Annotated in this window: 20 protein-coding genes; 9 read left to right on the top strand and 11 right to left on the bottom strand. The window is 45.4% G+C overall.

Annotation, left to right across the window (positions count from 1 at the left end; translation table 11 throughout):
• Positions 1–9: 9 nt before the first annotated feature.
• The 5 genes from OZ401_RS00425 to dnaN all read right to left on the bottom strand — a co-directional run bounded on the left by OZ401_RS00425 (position 10) and on the right by dnaN (position 5779).
• Entirely contained in the window at positions 10–783 is a 774-nt protein-coding gene (locus OZ401_RS00425) for a ParA family protein (protein ID WP_341468733.1), read from the bottom strand.
• Positions 784–993: 210 nt separating this feature from the next.
• Entirely contained in the window at positions 994–1959 is a 966-nt protein-coding gene (locus OZ401_RS00420; protein WP_341468732.1) for a DUF4349 domain-containing protein, read from the bottom strand.
• Positions 1960–2176: 217 nt separating this feature from the next.
• Positions 2177–2404: a hypothetical protein gene (locus tag OZ401_RS00415; protein ID WP_341468731.1), complete on the bottom strand. Its 228-nt coding sequence runs from the start codon at positions 2402–2404 to the stop codon at positions 2177–2179.
• 100 nt (positions 2405–2504) lie between these two features.
• Positions 2505–4547: an NAD-dependent DNA ligase LigA gene (ligA, locus tag OZ401_RS00410; protein WP_341468730.1), complete on the bottom strand. Its 2043-nt coding sequence runs from the start codon at positions 4545–4547 to the stop codon at positions 2505–2507.
• Between the two features lie 77 nt (positions 4548–4624).
• Positions 4625–5779: a DNA polymerase III subunit beta gene (gene dnaN, locus OZ401_RS00405; RefSeq protein ID WP_341468729.1), complete on the bottom strand. Its 1155-nt coding sequence runs from the start codon at positions 5777–5779 to the stop codon at positions 4625–4627.
• Between the two features lie 213 nt (positions 5780–5992).
• Here dnaN and OZ401_RS00400 point away from each other — a divergent pair, with 213 nt between their 5' ends.
• Genes OZ401_RS00400 through OZ401_RS00390 form a run of 3 tightly spaced genes read left to right on the top strand, consistent with a single transcriptional unit; the run spans position 5993 to position 8849 of the window.
• Positions 5993–6898 (top strand): tetratricopeptide repeat protein, encoded by a 906-nt coding sequence (locus tag OZ401_RS00400; RefSeq protein ID WP_341468728.1) that lies wholly within the window; start codon positions 5993–5995, stop codon positions 6896–6898.
• On the top strand, positions 6895–8154 hold the full coding sequence (locus tag OZ401_RS00395; RefSeq protein ID WP_341468727.1) for a glycosyltransferase family 2 protein: 1260 nt from the start codon (positions 6895–6897) through the stop codon (positions 8152–8154). Before OZ401_RS00400 ends, OZ401_RS00395 begins: the two co-directional genes overlap by 4 nt.
• A complete protein-coding gene (locus OZ401_RS00390) occupies positions 8151–8849 on the top strand; it encodes an esterase/lipase family protein (RefSeq protein ID WP_341468726.1) in 699 nt (232 codons plus the stop codon). Before OZ401_RS00395 ends, OZ401_RS00390 begins: the two co-directional genes overlap by 4 nt.
• Here OZ401_RS00390 and OZ401_RS00385 read toward each other — a convergent pair.
• From OZ401_RS00385 to OZ401_RS00375, 3 genes are all read right to left on the bottom strand, one after another.
• Positions 8846–9091 carry a hypothetical protein gene (locus OZ401_RS00385; protein ID WP_341468725.1) on the bottom strand — a complete coding sequence of 82 codons (246 nt, stop codon included), beginning with the start codon at positions 9089–9091 and terminating at the stop codon, positions 8846–8848. The genes OZ401_RS00390 and OZ401_RS00385 overlap by 4 nt on opposite strands.
• 11 nt (positions 9092–9102) lie before the next feature.
• On the bottom strand, positions 9103–9597 hold the full coding sequence (locus OZ401_RS00380) for a hypothetical protein (protein WP_341468724.1): 495 nt from the start codon (positions 9595–9597) through the stop codon (positions 9103–9105).
• A 111-nt stretch (positions 9598–9708) separates the two neighbouring features.
• On the bottom strand, positions 9709–10197 hold the full coding sequence (locus tag OZ401_RS00375; RefSeq protein ID WP_341468723.1) for a DUF4177 domain-containing protein: 489 nt from the start codon (positions 10195–10197) through the stop codon (positions 9709–9711).
• Between the two features lie 364 nt (positions 10198–10561).
• On the opposite strand from OZ401_RS00375, the gene OZ401_RS00370 reads away from it, so the two are divergent.
• The 6 genes from OZ401_RS00370 (at position 10562) to OZ401_RS00345 (ending at position 14224) form a co-directional block, all read left to right on the top strand.
• Positions 10562–10843 (top strand): hypothetical protein, encoded by a 282-nt coding sequence (locus OZ401_RS00370; RefSeq protein WP_341468722.1) that lies wholly within the window; start codon positions 10562–10564, stop codon positions 10841–10843.
• 4 nt (positions 10844–10847) lie between these two features.
• Entirely contained in the window at positions 10848–11153 is a 306-nt protein-coding gene (locus OZ401_RS00365; RefSeq protein WP_341468721.1) for a hypothetical protein, read from the top strand.
• A gap of 92 nt (positions 11154–11245) precedes the next feature.
• Positions 11246–11620, top strand: a complete 375-nt coding sequence (locus OZ401_RS00360; protein WP_341468720.1) for an HU family DNA-binding protein — start codon at positions 11246–11248, stop codon at positions 11618–11620.
• Between the two features lie 245 nt (positions 11621–11865).
• Positions 11866–12408 (top strand): MerR family transcriptional regulator, encoded by a 543-nt coding sequence (locus tag OZ401_RS00355; protein WP_341468719.1) that lies wholly within the window; start codon positions 11866–11868, stop codon positions 12406–12408.
• 19 nt (positions 12409–12427) lie between these two features.
• Positions 12428–13366, top strand: coding sequence for an AEC family transporter (locus OZ401_RS00350; protein WP_341468718.1), 939 nt, complete (start codon positions 12428–12430; stop codon positions 13364–13366).
• A gap of 18 nt (positions 13367–13384) precedes the next feature.
• Entirely contained in the window at positions 13385–14224 is an 840-nt protein-coding gene (locus tag OZ401_RS00345; protein ID WP_341468717.1) for a PrsW family intramembrane metalloprotease, read from the top strand.
• A 68-nt stretch (positions 14225–14292) separates the two neighbouring features.
• Here OZ401_RS00345 and OZ401_RS00340 read toward each other — a convergent pair whose 3' ends face one another.
• The 3 genes from OZ401_RS00340 to OZ401_RS00330 all read right to left on the bottom strand — a co-directional run bounded on the left by OZ401_RS00340 (position 14293) and on the right by OZ401_RS00330 (position 15950).
• Complete coding sequence (locus OZ401_RS00340; protein WP_341468716.1) at positions 14293–15270, bottom strand: tetratricopeptide repeat protein; 978 nt, start codon at positions 15268–15270, stop codon at positions 14293–14295.
• 24 nt (positions 15271–15294) lie between these two features.
• Positions 15295–15558: a hypothetical protein gene (locus OZ401_RS00335; protein ID WP_341468715.1), complete on the bottom strand. Its 264-nt coding sequence runs from the start codon at positions 15556–15558 to the stop codon at positions 15295–15297.
• Between the two features lie 185 nt (positions 15559–15743).
• The gene (locus OZ401_RS00330) at positions 15744–15950 is read right to left on the bottom strand and encodes a hypothetical protein (RefSeq protein ID WP_341468714.1); all 207 of its coding nucleotides are present in this window, start codon (positions 15948–15950) and stop codon (positions 15744–15746) included.
• Positions 15951–16086: the final 136 nt, after the last annotated feature.

Here is a 16086-nt window from a genome sequence, read left to right as displayed (position 1 = left end):
CTTGCCCCTCTACTTAATGCGTGCTACCATCTCGCGTGTCAGAATTTTGTACGCCTGTGCCCCTCGACTATTCGGGTCATATTCGAAAATAGACTGCCCGAAACTGGGAGCTTCACTCAAGCGCACACTACGTGGTACAACCGTATTGAATATTTGCTCCGGAAAATACTTTTTGACTTCTTCAACCACTTGCAACGCTAGGTTGGTACGCCCATCATACATCGTCATAATGATGCCAAAAATGGTCAGCCGAGGGTTGAGCGCGGCTGTTACCAGATCAATTGTATTCTTTAGCTGTGTCAAGCCTTCCAACGCCAGATATTCGCACTGGATCGGAATGATTACACCATCAGCAGCAGTCAGCGCATTCACAGTTATTTGACCTAGCGAAGGCGGGCAATCGATCAGGATATAGTCAAAGCGAGAACGTACAGGCTCCAACGCCATTTTCAAACGAAAGGCACGCTCATCATCGGTCAAACTGGTAAGCTCTACCTCTGCGCCCGCCAATTCTACCGAAGCGGGTAACAGTTCCAGCCTTTCCCTACCAGAAGCCAGTATTGCTTGAGTAGCGGTACTTTCGCCCACCAGCACCTCGTAAAGCGATACTTCCAACTCGCGCTTGTTAATACCAAGACTACCGGTAGCATTCCCCTGTGGGTCACTATCTACCAGCAATATACGGTAGCCTTCGGCAGCCAAACCCGCACTAAGACTTACGGCGGTAGTGGTTTTACCCACACCACCTTTCTGATTCGCAATTGCGATAATTTTGCTCTTCAAAACCTGAAGCTTCTTTATAAATTAAATTATCCTATTAAAGTAGGTTAATTTTAACAGCTTTAAGCCTAAGCCGCAATCTGCTTTCCATAATGTGGATAAATGGGGATATTTTGTGGAAAACGAGAGTCAATTGTGGATAAATAGCTTTATTAGTAAAAGATTAAGGCTGGGCTAAGAATTTTATTTATACTCAGTCCAGCCTTACTCGATTTAATTAGTTTGCTGCGAAGCGAGTGAGCGGAAGCGACGGTAGAATTTCCTGCCGAAGTAGAAGCCCAGTACTAGCAAAGGCACAAGCCAAATGCCATATACCGCGAGGGTTACGGTTACGGTTGCCAGTCCCTGCAAACCACGCAGAGAACCTTCCCACGCATCCGACAAGATTAAGCCGAAGTCCCAGTTATTGCCCACTTTCAATGTAGAGGGTGCGCCTTTAGGCGAAATATTGAGAGTTACCAGCGAATAATCGCTCTTTTTCTGCAAATAGTTCATTCTGCCTTGCCGACGCTCGATTTCGCCGCGAACGTTGGTTAATTCGCGTTGAACCGTCAGCGTTTCATTCACGTTAGTAGCCTTTTTCAGCAAGTCTAACAACTGAGCTTCGGTTGCTTTAAGGTTACGCATTTGCGAGTCCAAATCAACATATTCTTCGGTGACATCCTGGCTGGTAGTATTTTCGCTATCCACTTTATAAGCCAGAGCGCGTAGGCGGGTCATTGTTTCATCAAACGCGCCGGATGGAATCTGCAACACCAAAGTGGCATATGTTTGTTCATTGCGGACAGTAGTATTGCTACTAAATATCGTACCTTGTTGCTGCGCCACCAGCGCCCGAATATCAGCCAGCGTCTTTTCCATATTTTCTACGGTCACATTTAAGGTAGCATTGCGGATTATCATCTTGTCCGTGCTTGTCCCTATATTATAGCTGCCAGAACTTGTAGAGGTTGAGCCGCTAGCATAATCCTGTGCGGGCGCTTTAGCGGCAGAACCGGCGGCAGCAGCGGTGGGTTGCGGCGCATAGCCAATTCCGCTCGAAACCTCATCAAAAACATTTCCTACTCTGGGGCTTGCCATTATACCTATTGCCACTGAACCAACCAGCAGCACAAGCAGCGCGATTGAGCCGAAAAGAAACAGACGACGATGTGAAGAAAAAAAGCTTGAGGATTTCATTTGATTACTCCTGCGTTTACTAATTTGTTGCGAACTCTTCATACCAACACTATCAGTAGGTTTCTACTTAATAAAACGCAGGCTATACAAAAAAATTACGCGAATTACGCCAATTTTCAAAAAATCGGAGAATTTGAATACCGGATAAACTGTTTAAACGTAGCAGAAAACACCGGGGAGGAAACAGCCGGTAAATTGATAAGATGCTAGCAGAAAGTTATTTTGAGCCTTTTTCCTGATTCTCGGAAGGTTGGGGCGTTTCGCCTTCAAGTTCTTGCGCCAGCGCATTCAATTCGGCAGCGCGCTGCTTGAGTTGGCGAAGAGTATCGGGGCGCGAGCGTTGTTCGTATTCATTCCGTAAATCCAGAATCAATTGGGCAAGACGGGCAATTTGCCGCACCTTTACCACAGGGCTATCAGATTTTATAGGTTCGCTATATGCCATTTTTTCTCCAAGATATAATACAATGTTCAGAATAAGCTGAATTCAAATAATCAAAACAATTAACTGCAAAGCTTCTCCAAATTCGCTTTCCTACTACTGCCTAATCCTTGACCAATTTTTCAAATTCTTGCTCAGATAGAATTTTGATTCCGAGCGCCTGAGCTTTTGCGAGTTTACTTCCAGAATCCTCACCCGCAACCACATAGGTTGTATTTTTGCTGACCGAACTGCCCACGGTAGCGCCTTTGCGCTTGAGCAACTCCTCAGCCGATTGCCGAGTATAGTTTAGCAATTTTCCGGTCAAAACAAAGGTCATACCGGAAAAGGGTTTGCTGCTTTTCTCATCGCTATCTTCCGGGTCGCTAGTACGCACCCCGAAAGCTAGCAATTTATCCACCAACGCAACGTTGCGAGCATTGGCAAAAAAATCAACGATACTCTGTGCCGCAACCTTACCCATCCCTTTTATCTCGGCAATTTCATCTATGGTAGCAGCCCTTAGACGCGCAAGGCTCTTAAAGTGCTGTGCCAGCATTTCAGCCGCTTTCTGCCCGATACCCTCAATTCCCAAAGCTGCCAGCAGTTGCGAGAGCGGGCGTTGTTTGCTTTCCTCAATTTGTGCCAACAACTTATCGGCAAGTCTTTCGCCAAAACGCTCAAGGGAGGTCAACTGTTCTTTTTTAAGGCTGTAAATATCGGCAAAGTCGCGGATAAAGCCTTCATCATAGAAACGGTTGGTTATTTTTACGCCCAACCCTTCCATACCCATCGTCTGGGTAAAATGATTAATCCAGTCACGGATGCGGTCAGGGCAATCAAACGAGTTGTTGGTACAATATAAAACCGCGTATTCAGGGTCACGGCGGGTTGGGAAGCCACAACTGGGGCAATTTTTGGGCATCTCGAAGTCGGTTTCATTGCCTGTGCGCCGCTCATCGAGAACCTTCACAATGTTGGGAATCACATCTCCGGCGCGCTTAACCAATACCGTATCGCCGATTTTCAAATGCAAGCGGCGAATCTCATCCTCATTAAAGAGGGTAGCGTTTTGTACAGTAGTACCGCCGATTTGCACCGGCTCAAGTACTGCTTTTGGGGTGATACTACCCGTGCGCCGTACCGATATGGTAATAGCTTTCAAAACGGTAGTAGCTTCTCGCGCCGGAAATTTATAAGCGGTAGCCCAACGCGGGTCGCGCCCTACATAGCCCAACAATTCCTGAGTCTTGAAATCGTTAAGCTTAATCACTGCGCCGTCAATCTCAAAATCGAGCGAGTCGCGGCGTGCCAGCCAATCTCTGACGCAGTTTTCCACTTCTTCAAGAGTTCGGCATAGCTTAATATCTTTGGCGGTGCGAAAGCCAAGTTCCCGAAAATATTCGAGCGCTTGAGTCTGGGTTTGAATTTCCAAGCCATCTTCTATATAACCGAGGTTATATAGAAAGATACTAAGCGGTCGCGAAGCTGAAATGGCAGGGTCTTTTTGGCGTAAAGAACCGGCAGCGCTGTTGCGAGGGTTGGCAAAAAGCTTCTCCCCCTTTTCTGCCAATTCACGATTCAGTGTTTCAAAATCTTTTATAGCCAGATAAACCTCGCCCCTAACTTCAATGCGGCGGGGAACAGGCTTACCCTCTAATTGACGCAACTTGAGCGGCACGCTCTTAATGGTCTTGATATTCAGTGTAATATCTTCGCCAATAGTGCCATCACCCCGCGTTGCGCCACGCACCAACACGCCATCCTCATAGGTAAGCGCAACCGAAAGTCCGTCAATTTTAGGTTCTACTACATATTCAAAGTCAACCTTGCCGGGAAAGAATTTGCGAGCGGCAGTATCCCAACGCACCAAATCTTCCATGCTAAACACATTACTCAAGCTCAACATGGGGTAAGGGTGGCGCACTTTAGCAAAATCGGTCTGAGCGGTAGAAACGCCCACCCGGCGAGTAGGCGAATCATCTGAAATCAGTTCGGGGTGAGATTCCTCTATTTGCTTTAGTTCGCGATATAAAGCGTCATATTCGACATCGCTAATAATTGGGTCATCTAGTATGTAGTAACGGTAATTGTGATATTCAAGCCGATGTATTAGCTCAGCGACCCGCCGCGATAACGCATCTTCATTTTCTGGAGTATGGTTCATCTTTCGTTGCCGTAAAATTAGGGCGCATCACAGCGCCCTTAACCATTTTCTATTTCTTTGAAAATATCTGCAAATTTCTAGCGATTGGCGAGGTGCATCGGCATAATTACGTGGGTGTAATCCTCTTTGCCTACCGGTTTGATAACGCCCGGATTACTAGGAGATTGGAGTTCGATGGCAACCTGCGCGGTGTTTATCGCTCCTAGAACATCGGTTAAATATTTGGCGTTAAAAGCGATCTGGGCGGGCTGTCCCTCTACCGTCGCTTCAAGCTCGTTGCGGTTATCGCCCACTTCAGCCGCATTAGCCGTCAGCATAACGCTACCGGGAGTTATATCCTCGCCCGGAGTAACCGCCATCCGAATTATATTGCCGCCGCTATCCCGCGCAAACAAGCTGGATACCTTAACGGCTTTGAGCAAATCGGCGGTACTAATCAAGGTGCGGGTATCAAACCGTTTGGGGATGATATGCTGGAAATTGGGGAAACTCCCTTCAATCAAGCTGCTGGTAAAATCAATCCCTTGCGCTTTGAACAAAGCCTGACTCCTATTGGCAGTAACGCTGATTTCGATCGGCGAATCATCGTCACTAACAATACGGGAAAGCTCTAACATAGCGCGAGCAGGCAGAATTATACTGAAATTATTGCTTACCGAAGATAGCAAAGAAGCTTCTTTAACCGCAAGTCTGAAACTATCCGCTGCCGCCATAGTGACTTTATCACCGTTAAAACTGGCATAAAGTCCGGTCAATACCGGGCGAGTTTCATCGGTGCTGGCAGCAAAAGCCACCTGACTCACAGCCTCCCGGAAAACATTAGAAGCGATTTCGGCGCTATTGCCGGGATTGGTTACATTTGGTAGGGTTGGGAAATCTTCGGCGGGAATACCCTTTATATTGGCTTCATAACGAGCGCTACGTACATTGAGCGAAAGGGTTTGTTCATCAAGGCTCATATGTACTTGTTCATTGCCGAGGCTGGAAACAAAATCAGAAAGAAGGCGCGCCGGTATAGTGATTTCGCCCGGTTCATCCACACGCGCCGACACCCAGTAGGTTATACTGATTTCAAGATTAGTCGCAGCCAACTTTAACCGCCCGCCATCATCGGTAGTTTCGGTAGCAATCAGAATATGATTTAAAACCGGTAATGTAGTCTTGGTGGAAACGGCACGCCCGACTACCGACAAGCCCTTGCTGAGTTGTTCTTGCAGGCAACTAACCTTCATACTTGGTTTGCTCCTTTTCGACCTAGTTTTCAGAGTATTACGGTATTTTAGAAGATATATTTGGGCTAAATTATAACACAATCCCAGCAAATGAAAATATTTTTCCACAGTTTGTGGAAATATCTGGACAAAAAATTTATTTCAGCCGATTGCAACGCGCTAACGAATAAGCTAAACTTGGAATGCGCCAAAACAAGCGCGAGGGTAGCATAATTGGGAAAAAATGTCTCTGAATTCGATAAATTGCTAAACGAAGGGTATCGTCTATTAGACGAAGCGACGGTTTCGCTTACACCGCAACAGGCAATCCTACACTGCGGGGAAGCTTTGGCAATATTCAAAAAGACACTGGAAATCGCTACCGAAGAGAAAGAACCCTTGCAAGTAGCGCGAAAGGCTTTAGCCGATGCTTACAGCCAACGTGGTCATCAGCAGCGCTATATACATAATTACAAAGAAGCAGTGGCAGATTTGACTCAGGCAATCCGCCTTAATCCCACGCTGGCAGAGGATTATTATTATCGCGCCATGAGTCATCTGAAAAGTGACGACCCTGCCTCCGCCCGCAACGACCTGACTCAGTATTTACGCTATGGAAAAATAGAATATCTGCGCGAAGCTGCTCAGAAATACCTGACTGAGCTTGCGCCACGCGGTGATAATTTGGCATACGCAGCGCATTTGGCAAAAGAAGGGGCGCGGCTATCATCCGAAGCAACCAGCCTGTTAAACCCACCAGAAGGAATACAACCAGACTCGGCAAGCGCGGTACGTCTGTACAATCAAGCGCTTACTACGTTCCGCAAAGCGCTTGAGCTTTCCCCTAAAGATTTTCTGGCACGAATAGGTTTGCTGGCTGCTTTGAAAGATCAAGCTGAAGCATATCTCGCTATGCAAGAGTACGACCTTACTATCCAGAACTTGAGTGAAGCTTTGAAGCTAAAACCCGACCTACCTCTATTGTTCCAACGAGGCGAGGTTTATAAATTGGCAGGACATCGCGAGCATGCGAGCGCCGATTTCATAGAGTTTCTTCAAACTTCTATCAATAGTGAGTTGAAACAGAGCGCTGAGAAATATTTGTTAGAGCTTCAGCAAATGAAAAGTGGAGCAGAATGAGCGAGTTTCCCACATTAGCAATTGTAATAGTCAGCTATGATTCGGCAGCGGATTTGCCTGAGTGTCTAAAAACGCTGCTAGAGAATTGTGAGGCGTACCCCGCTCAAACTCAAGTGGCAGTGGTTGAAAATGGCGATAAAGCCGCACAACAGCGTACTCATAATACGATAAAGCCCTTCCTAAAAAGTAATCTGAAATGGCTTCCAGCCCCTGAAAATCTGGGCTATGGTGGTGGCGCTAACTATGGCTGGGAACATCTGGAAGGAGAGCTATATATAGTTCTCAATCCTGATATGAGTTTTCCGGTAGGTTGGTTGCAAAAGTTTGTCGCACCTTTCGACAAAAATCCCGAAATTGGCATAGCAGGTTGCAAATTGCTAACAAGAGATGGCAAAATCCAGCACGCGGGCGGGTTAATTATACATGGAAGCCTTTTGGGTATCCATTTCGGATACCGCGAAGAGGATGACGGGCGCTGGGATGAAAGCGTGGCGGTAGATTTTGTAACCGGCGCAGCGTTAGCAGTACGGCGAGAAATAGTGCAAGCGTTGGGTGGTTTTGATCCTGCTTTTCATCCTGGCTATTTCGAGGATGTCGATTTGTGCCTCCGAGCGCGCAAATTGGGTTGGAAAATCTGGTATGAAGCAAGTGCAGTTGCTTGGCATTACGAGGGTACAAGTTTCGGGCGCAAAAGCAGTTATTATGAATTATTGCACCGCAATCGACTACACCTTGCGCGAAAACACCTTGACACACATCAATTCTTCACCGAGTTTATAGCGTCGGAAAGCAAACGCATTGCCATAACCCCTCCCAGTCTAGACTTATCTGCCAGCATTAAGATATATCAAGCGCTTGCTCATTCTTGGCAAGTAAAAGATAATAAGGATGAAATTATTGTGGATGATCAAAATCCGGTATTAGAAAGGCTACCATCCCGCCTGAGCGATGTAAAAAAAGGTTGGCTGGTCGAGGAAAAATCTTTCAGTAGCCGCCTACCTTTTGTGGCGAAGTTTCGTGAACGTTTTAATAATATCTCGACTCGCTGGTATGTTAAACCCATCCTGCAACAACAAGTAGATTATAACGCAACAGTAGCACGCGCTATCGAAGACTTGGGACAGGTGGTTTTAGCACATGAAACGACGCAAAACATTGCTTTAGCCGCAATAGCAGAACGTTTTACAGGGGTAGAAGAGCGTTTAAACCGGATTGAGGAAATGTTAGCAAAACTTGTGAACGAGAAAAAATCATGAATGAACCTGTTGTGATAGCGGGTGGCTTTCTAACCGAACCCGGCGATTACCTTTCTTGGATTAAAGCGCTGAATAAGCCTCCCTATTCCCGAAAAGTCTATGTTTCAACGGTAGGAAGAATCAGGTGGGCAATTACCCGTGATGATAGTTTTCAGCCCCAAATACTTGATCTGGAAAGAGTTATAAAACTAGCCCTCCAGCGTACCGGAGCAGAAAAAGTTTGGCTGGTTGGACACAGCGCAGGAGGACGCATCGCGCGCCTATGGATGGGCGAAAGACCCTACGGGGGGCTAAAGTGTAACGGACATCGGTTTGTACGCGGGTTGATTTCTTTAGGCTCACCTTATACCACCAAAGAACCGTGGGCAACTAAAAGCGCCGCCTATGCCAACAAATATTATCCCGGCGCATACTACCCCGATATCACTTACGTATCGGCTATTGGCAAAAGTGTATTCGCACGTCGCAACGGTTCTCCGGCAGAGCGTTTCGCCTATCAATCTTACAAATTACAGTGGCCTGATAACCCTAACCAATGGGGTGACGGTTTTATAACGGTGGATGGCGCTTATATGCCCGGCGCAGAAAATCATGTGCTGGATGGAATATACCATTACGGGTTATTTGGGCGCATAGATTATTCTCACCCATCGGCTGCCAAAATCTGGGCAAAGCATCTTGAGCAGGAAGCTTAATACTCGTCGCAGATCAACATGCAAATGTTACAGACTATTACCCCCCATGGGACACCCATGCGGAAAATTTCGTATTTATCATGGTCGGAAACTCCCGTGCAAAGGCGGCATCTGGAGTTAGGAATTACCCCTACATGTGTTACTTTCCCGGCAACCGTCTCTATTTCAATCCCGCACATGCATTGCACATCTTCTTGTTCGCTTTTAGCGCATGGCTCAATACCATCTACTGCATGACCCATTTATATCTCCTTTAACTCTTTTGACCGTAAATAACTATTGCTAACGAATCGTTCAAATGTAAATTGCTGCTCTGAATCACTCGATTTAAAGCTGTATCGGTTTGCAACAGCACTTGCGCAGCCGTAAAGGCAATAATTACCTGCTTGTTATCTTTTGCAAAACTTAAAGTTTGAAATGTTTGTCCGGGCGCAACTTCTTTGGGTTGGGCAGGCGAAGGAAGTTCTTTCCAAGCACGCCTGTTCACAAAAGCATTCCGGTAAAAATCAGCGGTCTTTTCAAAGCTGTCGCCCAGAATATATACCTCTGCGGTAGGGTTTCGCCAACTCGCCGACTCGTTCCACTGTTGAGCCAAAGTAAGTTGTTGGATGACGCTAAGCGGAATTCTGGTGGAACTAGGCGGAAAGGGCAAATCCTCCTTTACGCCGACGAAAAAAGCAGCATAGGCACAAAAGAGCATACCAAGTAACATACTAAGCGGCAATATTAATCTGGTATAACGTTTCATTGTATTTATAGCTTAGCATAAAATTTCTTCCATAAATTTTTGCAGGAAAATTTTTAGTAATAAAAAACTGCTTCGGGTATTTATGAAAGCCCAAAGCAGTTCAATCGAAATTTACAGAACGTCGTCTTCAGTAGTCGGTTCTTCCTTAGCTTCTACCTTGCGTTCAATCGGTTCTGCCGCACGGGTGGCGGGGCGCTTGAATACAAAATAGCTGTTCTCAGAAACACCCAACGGGCTGACACCAGATAACTCCCAACCTTCTGCCCCTAACTCGTCTAGGAACTTGCGAACGAAGGTGCTCCGGCGCTCACCTCTGCCGATTAATAGTTGCTCGCCTTCTGCGCTGATTTGACCTTTGAAGTTAACGTAAGCTACCTTATATTCCCAGCGTTGCCCGGTGTAGGGCGTGCTTGTGTGCTTGCGTGCCTTAGGTGGAGTGTCCCCCTCCCCTTCCTCTTCTTCTTCGATTTCAACTTGTTCAGGACGAGGCATAGTGCTGTTCATTGAACTTTCAATCTTACCAAGCCAGTTTTGCCCTTCTCGAACAAATTGCCCGAACATATCTTGCCAGTTGGGAGGTAAATTAAATCTGTCGCTCATGTTAATGTCCTTTCCGAAACCGACGCGGCTGTCAGCTTCGTATATATATAAAACACCGCTACCGGATACCGTTTTTTACCGCCTCACGGCCTTATAACTCCGGTCTGCCTTTTGATTCTATCACCGAACCTATCCGATATGCCAGTACTACACTGTTAGAGTTGCGTATGAACTCACTTTGATTCATTCGTGTCTTTATCGACGCGAGTAATGATTGACAAAGCTATACCCCTTTGCTATGATTTTGATGAAATAAGTTTTTGCAATGGGCTTTTCTCAATCTCTGATAAACCATAAATTTGTATAATCTGTATAAAGAGTCAATTATTTACCGCAACAAACGGTAGCGAGCGAATCTTGAAGCATGCTGCAACTTCCACCTACTTTGCCCCAATTTTTTGCACTAGTGTTTCTGGCTGCCATAGCTGCATTTCTAGGTGAGTTAATTGCAGGCGCAGCGCCCGACTTCGGTTTTTTTGGAGCAATAATACTGGCAGTTTTTGGCGTTGTTATTTTAATCGAGTTGCCTTTACCGCAATTCGATTTTGAGCCTACAATAGAGGATATACCGATAGTAAGGGGCGTTTTAGGTGGGATTTTTCTGGTAGCAGGATTTGGGTTCTATCGCAAACGTCGAAGCCGTTAGAAAAATGCCTGTGAAGCAAACCAGCATAATTGGAATACTTTATGTGTTGCTGAGTCTAAGCGGCTCTTTACTGCTTGTTCGTTTTATTTTCAAGCTCTTCGCTGTTTCACAAAACATCATATACAACTTGTCAGAGCCGTTAGTAGCGCCTTTCAAAGCTATTTTGAAACCGTCAGACCTAGTTGTAGGCGCAACGTTCGAATCTTATACGCTCTTAACGTTTTTCATTTTATTAGTGGTGGGTGGGATAATAGCCGGAATTGTAAGCTATATTAGCCATAAAAACTCCGACTATTCTGTTGAAGTATAACCTCGTGTCAAGAAGATCAAAATCCTTCGCGTATCCTCATTATTACTTTTCTGAAGCTATGCAGTTAGTATTTTTGGGAGGCTAGGCAAGCCATGCACAAAAATGAGTTCATCAAACAATTAGCCCGTGAAACTTCTCTACCTCAAAAACAGGTTAATCAGGTCGTCAAATCTACGATTGAACTGATTGCCCGCAGCCTACGCAATGGAGACAAAGTGGTGCTGACAGGCTTTGGCACTTTTGAGGTGCGGACTAGGCGCGAACGCAAGGGGGTAAACCCTCAAACCAAAGAGCGCATTGTAATACCCGAAACCCAGACTCCCGGCTTTACCGCCAGCAATACTCTGAAAAATATTGTTTTGGGAAAAGCCGAAACCTCGTTATTATCCAGTGAATTCGATAGTAACCATAATGAAGATGAAATGCCCAAGCAAAGAAGAGGTCGTGGGAGAAAAAACGGAGCTTAGTACTTCATCGTTTATTTTGTAATTGCACATAATAATAGTAACAAAAGTGACAGGCTTATATACTGTTTTATTGATATGCTTTTTGCTAGTAGTCTTGACAGTAATAAGTCATTATGTTAAATTTGGCGAACTGGTTTAATTCTAAACTCGCTCAAAATTCCTGATGTTTGGTGCATTTTTAATTTTTTAGCCTGCTCCCTATCTTAAAAGTTCTGTATGAGTCAGGCGATGAAAGCGGACAGACTATGGAAGTAAATAAAACCAAAGTTCCCCCGCCTGTAGATTCTCCCAATAATGGAATACCTAAAAGGGGGCGAGGTCGTCCTAGAACGCATCCATTAGAGATTGAAAAAAGCGCAGATAGTCTTGCACCGGAAAACCTTCCAGCTTATGGCGTGGAAATTACCAGCACTACCCATGAAACAGAAACTAAAAGACGAGGGCGCAAAAGTAAAACCCCTAATCCCGGAAGCGGGTTTGAAGTTCGTATCAGCCCTGATAAAGCGGTATACCCGCTTAGCATTGCAGCAGACATTCTTAAGTTGCACCCTCGCACCTTGCGCATCTATGAAGAACAAGAGTTAGTTGTGCCATTTCGCACCAAAACTCAGCGCCGCCGTTATTCCCAGAACGACATCTTTAAATTGCAATTTGTTCAATTCTTGACTCAAAAACGCGGCGTGAACCTGAGCGGTGTCAAAATTATTCTCATAATGCTCGAAGAATTGCGAAAAACAATTAGCGACCCTATAAAATATTTCTTCCCAGACTTTATAGAAATGGAATAGTGAGCGGTTTTTGCTCTAAATGGGTAATTTTGACCAAGTTTTCCAAACAATCATAGTCGTCTTCGGTTTAGTGATGGTCGGTGCAGGTGTACGTGCCGCTCAATGGCTACGTCCAGAAGATGCCAAGCGCATTTTCCCGCCACTGATTAACAATGTGTTTCTTCCGGCTGTTATCTTTAACGGCATCAAAAAAACCAGAGATAAACCCATCTCCCCGGAAGTCCTCAAAGTTTCGCTTATCGCTCTGTTGGTAATCCTCTTTTGCGGCGTTATGGCATGGAGTCTTGGGCGCATCCTTAAATTACAACGCCGCCAAATGGGCGCATTTATCCTGACCGCTACTTTCGGCAGCACCGGTTTTGTGGGTTTACCGCTGGTCAAGGGCATATACGGTGACAAAGGAATCTTGCCGCACGCCTTCTATAGCGAAATCGGCAGCCTAACCCTGCTCGTAACTATGGGTGTGATTATTGCTTCTTTCTACGGAGAAGGCGGGCGCTTTGGCTGGCAAACGCTGCTGGCAATTCCGCGTTCAGGTCCTTTTATCGGGTTGGTACTGGCGCTAATCTTCTATAAGGACGACTTGCCAACCTTTATAACTGCTACTCTTGATACACTGGGAGCAGTAACCCTACCCCTGATGATGTTCCTTGTAGGCGTAACGATAGTCTGGAAAAATATCGGCAGTATCTTACCTTCTATCATTGCGCTGAACCTAATCAAATTGCTAGTATCACCGATCATCGGAATTGTCCTTGCTAAAATCTTGCTACCGGACGACCAGATGACACAGGGTGTAATTTTACTGAACGCTTCAACCCCGGCTATCATTCTCTGTCTTGCCTATGCCAACCAATACAAGTTGGACGAAGAATTTACCAGTGCAGCAGTTTTTTCAAGCTTCTTCTTTTCTCTTCCTACGATTCTTCTCATGACAGCGTTATTCTTACCGCGTTAAAACCGGGCAGGAGAGCAGATGGAATTTATCATTGTCTTTCTCGCTTCTCTGATACCCGGCTTATTTTGGATGTGGTGGTACTATCGCCAAGATAAATACGAAAAAGAACCCAAGCACTTACTGGCTTTAGTTTTTATTACCGGAATACCAATTTCATTGCTAATCGGCTTGTTTGAATACTCGATAGATCAAGCCGGAAAACAAGGTAATATTGCACTAAGTGAAAGTGAGAATATTCTACCGGTAATACTCTTCTACCTTTTAGTAGTAGCTTTGACCGAAGAGTTAGGCAAACTGGCGATAACTTACTTGCTGGCTTACCGACACCCTGCTTTCAACGAACCGGTTGATGGCATTATTTACGCCGCTGCAAGCGGGCTAGGTTTTGCGACTTTTGAAAATGTTTTCTTTATAATTAACGAAGGTCCTGTAATTATCCTGCTACGGGGTCCTGTCAGCACTCTGGGGCATGTTCTGTTCTCCGCAATGTGGGGCGCAGCTCTAGGACTCGCCAAATTCGATCGTTTGAAAACAACAGCAAAGCGGCGGGTTATTGCCGGGCTAATGTTGGCGGTAATTACCCATGCTATCTTTGACTTGATCATCGCTTTAGGTCAAAGAATATCCGAATGGGTGGCTTTATCATCCATTTTATTTCTAGGACTATTATATCTGGTGGTATCGCGCCAGATAGCCGCGTTATTGAACCTATCACAGTTTAAACCTGCTACAATCGCAATCCACACCTTACGTGATTTGCGCCAGCGTCGCTCTAGCGAAAACGACCAGCATTATGTGCCAAATCCATATTTAAAGAAACCTGAAATAGATTTAAAAGAAGAAGAGCAAGACAGATAGCCCACCACAAACGATTTATTGGGTAGTCTTGGCTAAAATCGAGGGTAGAGTTGGGGGTAATTGGATTTCTAGAAGAACAGCAGGTAAAGATATACCAGCAAGATGATGCTTGCCAGCATAATCATTAGCAAACCGAAGTTGGTGACTGAGACAAAAGCACGAGTAGGTCCACGAGTACGGCGTACCGGACGTGGGTTTAGTTTCCCTACTCCGCGCAAGGTGTAGGGCGAATTGAACTGAGCAGCAGCCCGTTTCCAGAAATCATCATTAGCTAGAGCAGCAGATACGGACGAATCAGCCGAAGCGGTAATAACCGAGTTCTGCGGGGGTGTGGCTGTTTTGGTGGAGGCTTGCAAAATTGGAGTAGCAACCGGGTTATTTTTTTCTTGTACTCTTTCCGTATCAAAGAAAAAGGTATAATCCGTCTCAAAAGTTAGAGGTTCGCTAATTTCGCCCAATGTCGGCAAAGGCTCATCACTAGGCACAATAATAGGCTCAAAGGTAGTTGTGGTTTCGGCTAAAGCAGGGGTTTGTTGTGCATCATCTTCGAGAGGCATTTGTGCAGTAGCCGGATGGGTTAAGTCATTCTCGGCAAACGTTGTAACAGCAGCTTCAAATTCTGTTTCTGTAAGTTCAACAGCGGCTTCAACAAACTCAATAGGTTTGCTATCCACCTCTAAAACAGCCTTAGCCTTGCGAGAAGGTCGCCCCGCTTTACGAACTGGCTTGGTAGCTTCATTGCTTGCCGCCAAAACAGCAATTTCAGCTTCGGATAAAATATCAGAGAGCAATAATTCAGCTTCGGGATTTTCTTTCAACTTGAGAGATAATGTAATGGCAGTTTGGTGAGCAGGGTTGAGCTTTAAAAGCTGATCTAATGCTTGTTGCGCCTTTTCACGCGGTTGTGCCAAAGACAAATACAACCATGCCTGCTGGTTGGCAGGCTCTTTCGCTACCACTGTGGAAAGCAAACGTAGCGCGGTATTCTTGCGTCCTGCCACCAAAGAGGCTAAGGCACTATCCAGACGTTTTAAATCATCCTGCAAAAGAAATAACTCCCGGAAAAGAGATTATTTGTCTTTTTTCTCAGCCTTACGAGTGTTTCGCGCTGTGCCAGCATCGCCAATCAATTGCTGACGGCGCTCGGTTTGGCGCGTTTGCTCTTCCTGATAAGCTTCTTTTGCCCCGTTCGATATTTCTTGCACCAAACCCTTTAGCTGTTCTAGGGTTTGTCCACCATCGCGCGTTACAATGAAAGTGGTTACGGCTGCTCCTACTGTGGCTCCTACAGTTACACCGATTGTAAATTTAAGGATTCCAGCAAAAAAACCCATTTGTATTCCTTCCGTTCGATTAGTTATAGATAAGCTGCGAGTGGCTGTATTGTATAGCCATGCGCCCTAACATGGCAAGTTAATTCCAGCCTCAAAATTTTAAAAAAGCGGTAGGTCTTTGCCTACCACCCAAATTTTAACCAGATGAGTTATTTGTTAGATTCCTGAATAAGCTGTGCTTGCTACTAATGCTCATGCCTTAACGTGGAGGTGCGAGTATGCTTACGTGAGCGGTAATCATTTTTAGAAGTGAACAATTTCCTAAGCCTGTACCATAACGAGCTTTCCGGTCTTTCAAGTTTGCGTACTTCCTCCGCCAGCGCATCAGTATCCATCTGGTAACGGTATTCAGCTTGCTTCATTTTCGCCAATTCCAATTCATAGCCTGCCATTTTAAACCTTCCTTACTAAGAATTTTTCCAATATCTGCGGTAATTCAAGGTTTTTAATAAAAGTAAACTCAGTTGGAAGACTTAAATCATTTTTGCCGCGAAAATTTGAGAAGTATATTTCTACATCTGTTTGATT

Source organism: Candidatus Chlorohelix allophototropha (genome assembly GCF_030389965.1).
GTDB lineage: Bacteria > Chloroflexota > Chloroflexia > Chloroheliales > Chloroheliaceae > Chlorohelix > Chlorohelix allophototropha.
This window is presented reverse-complemented; position numbering and strand designations above follow the sequence as displayed.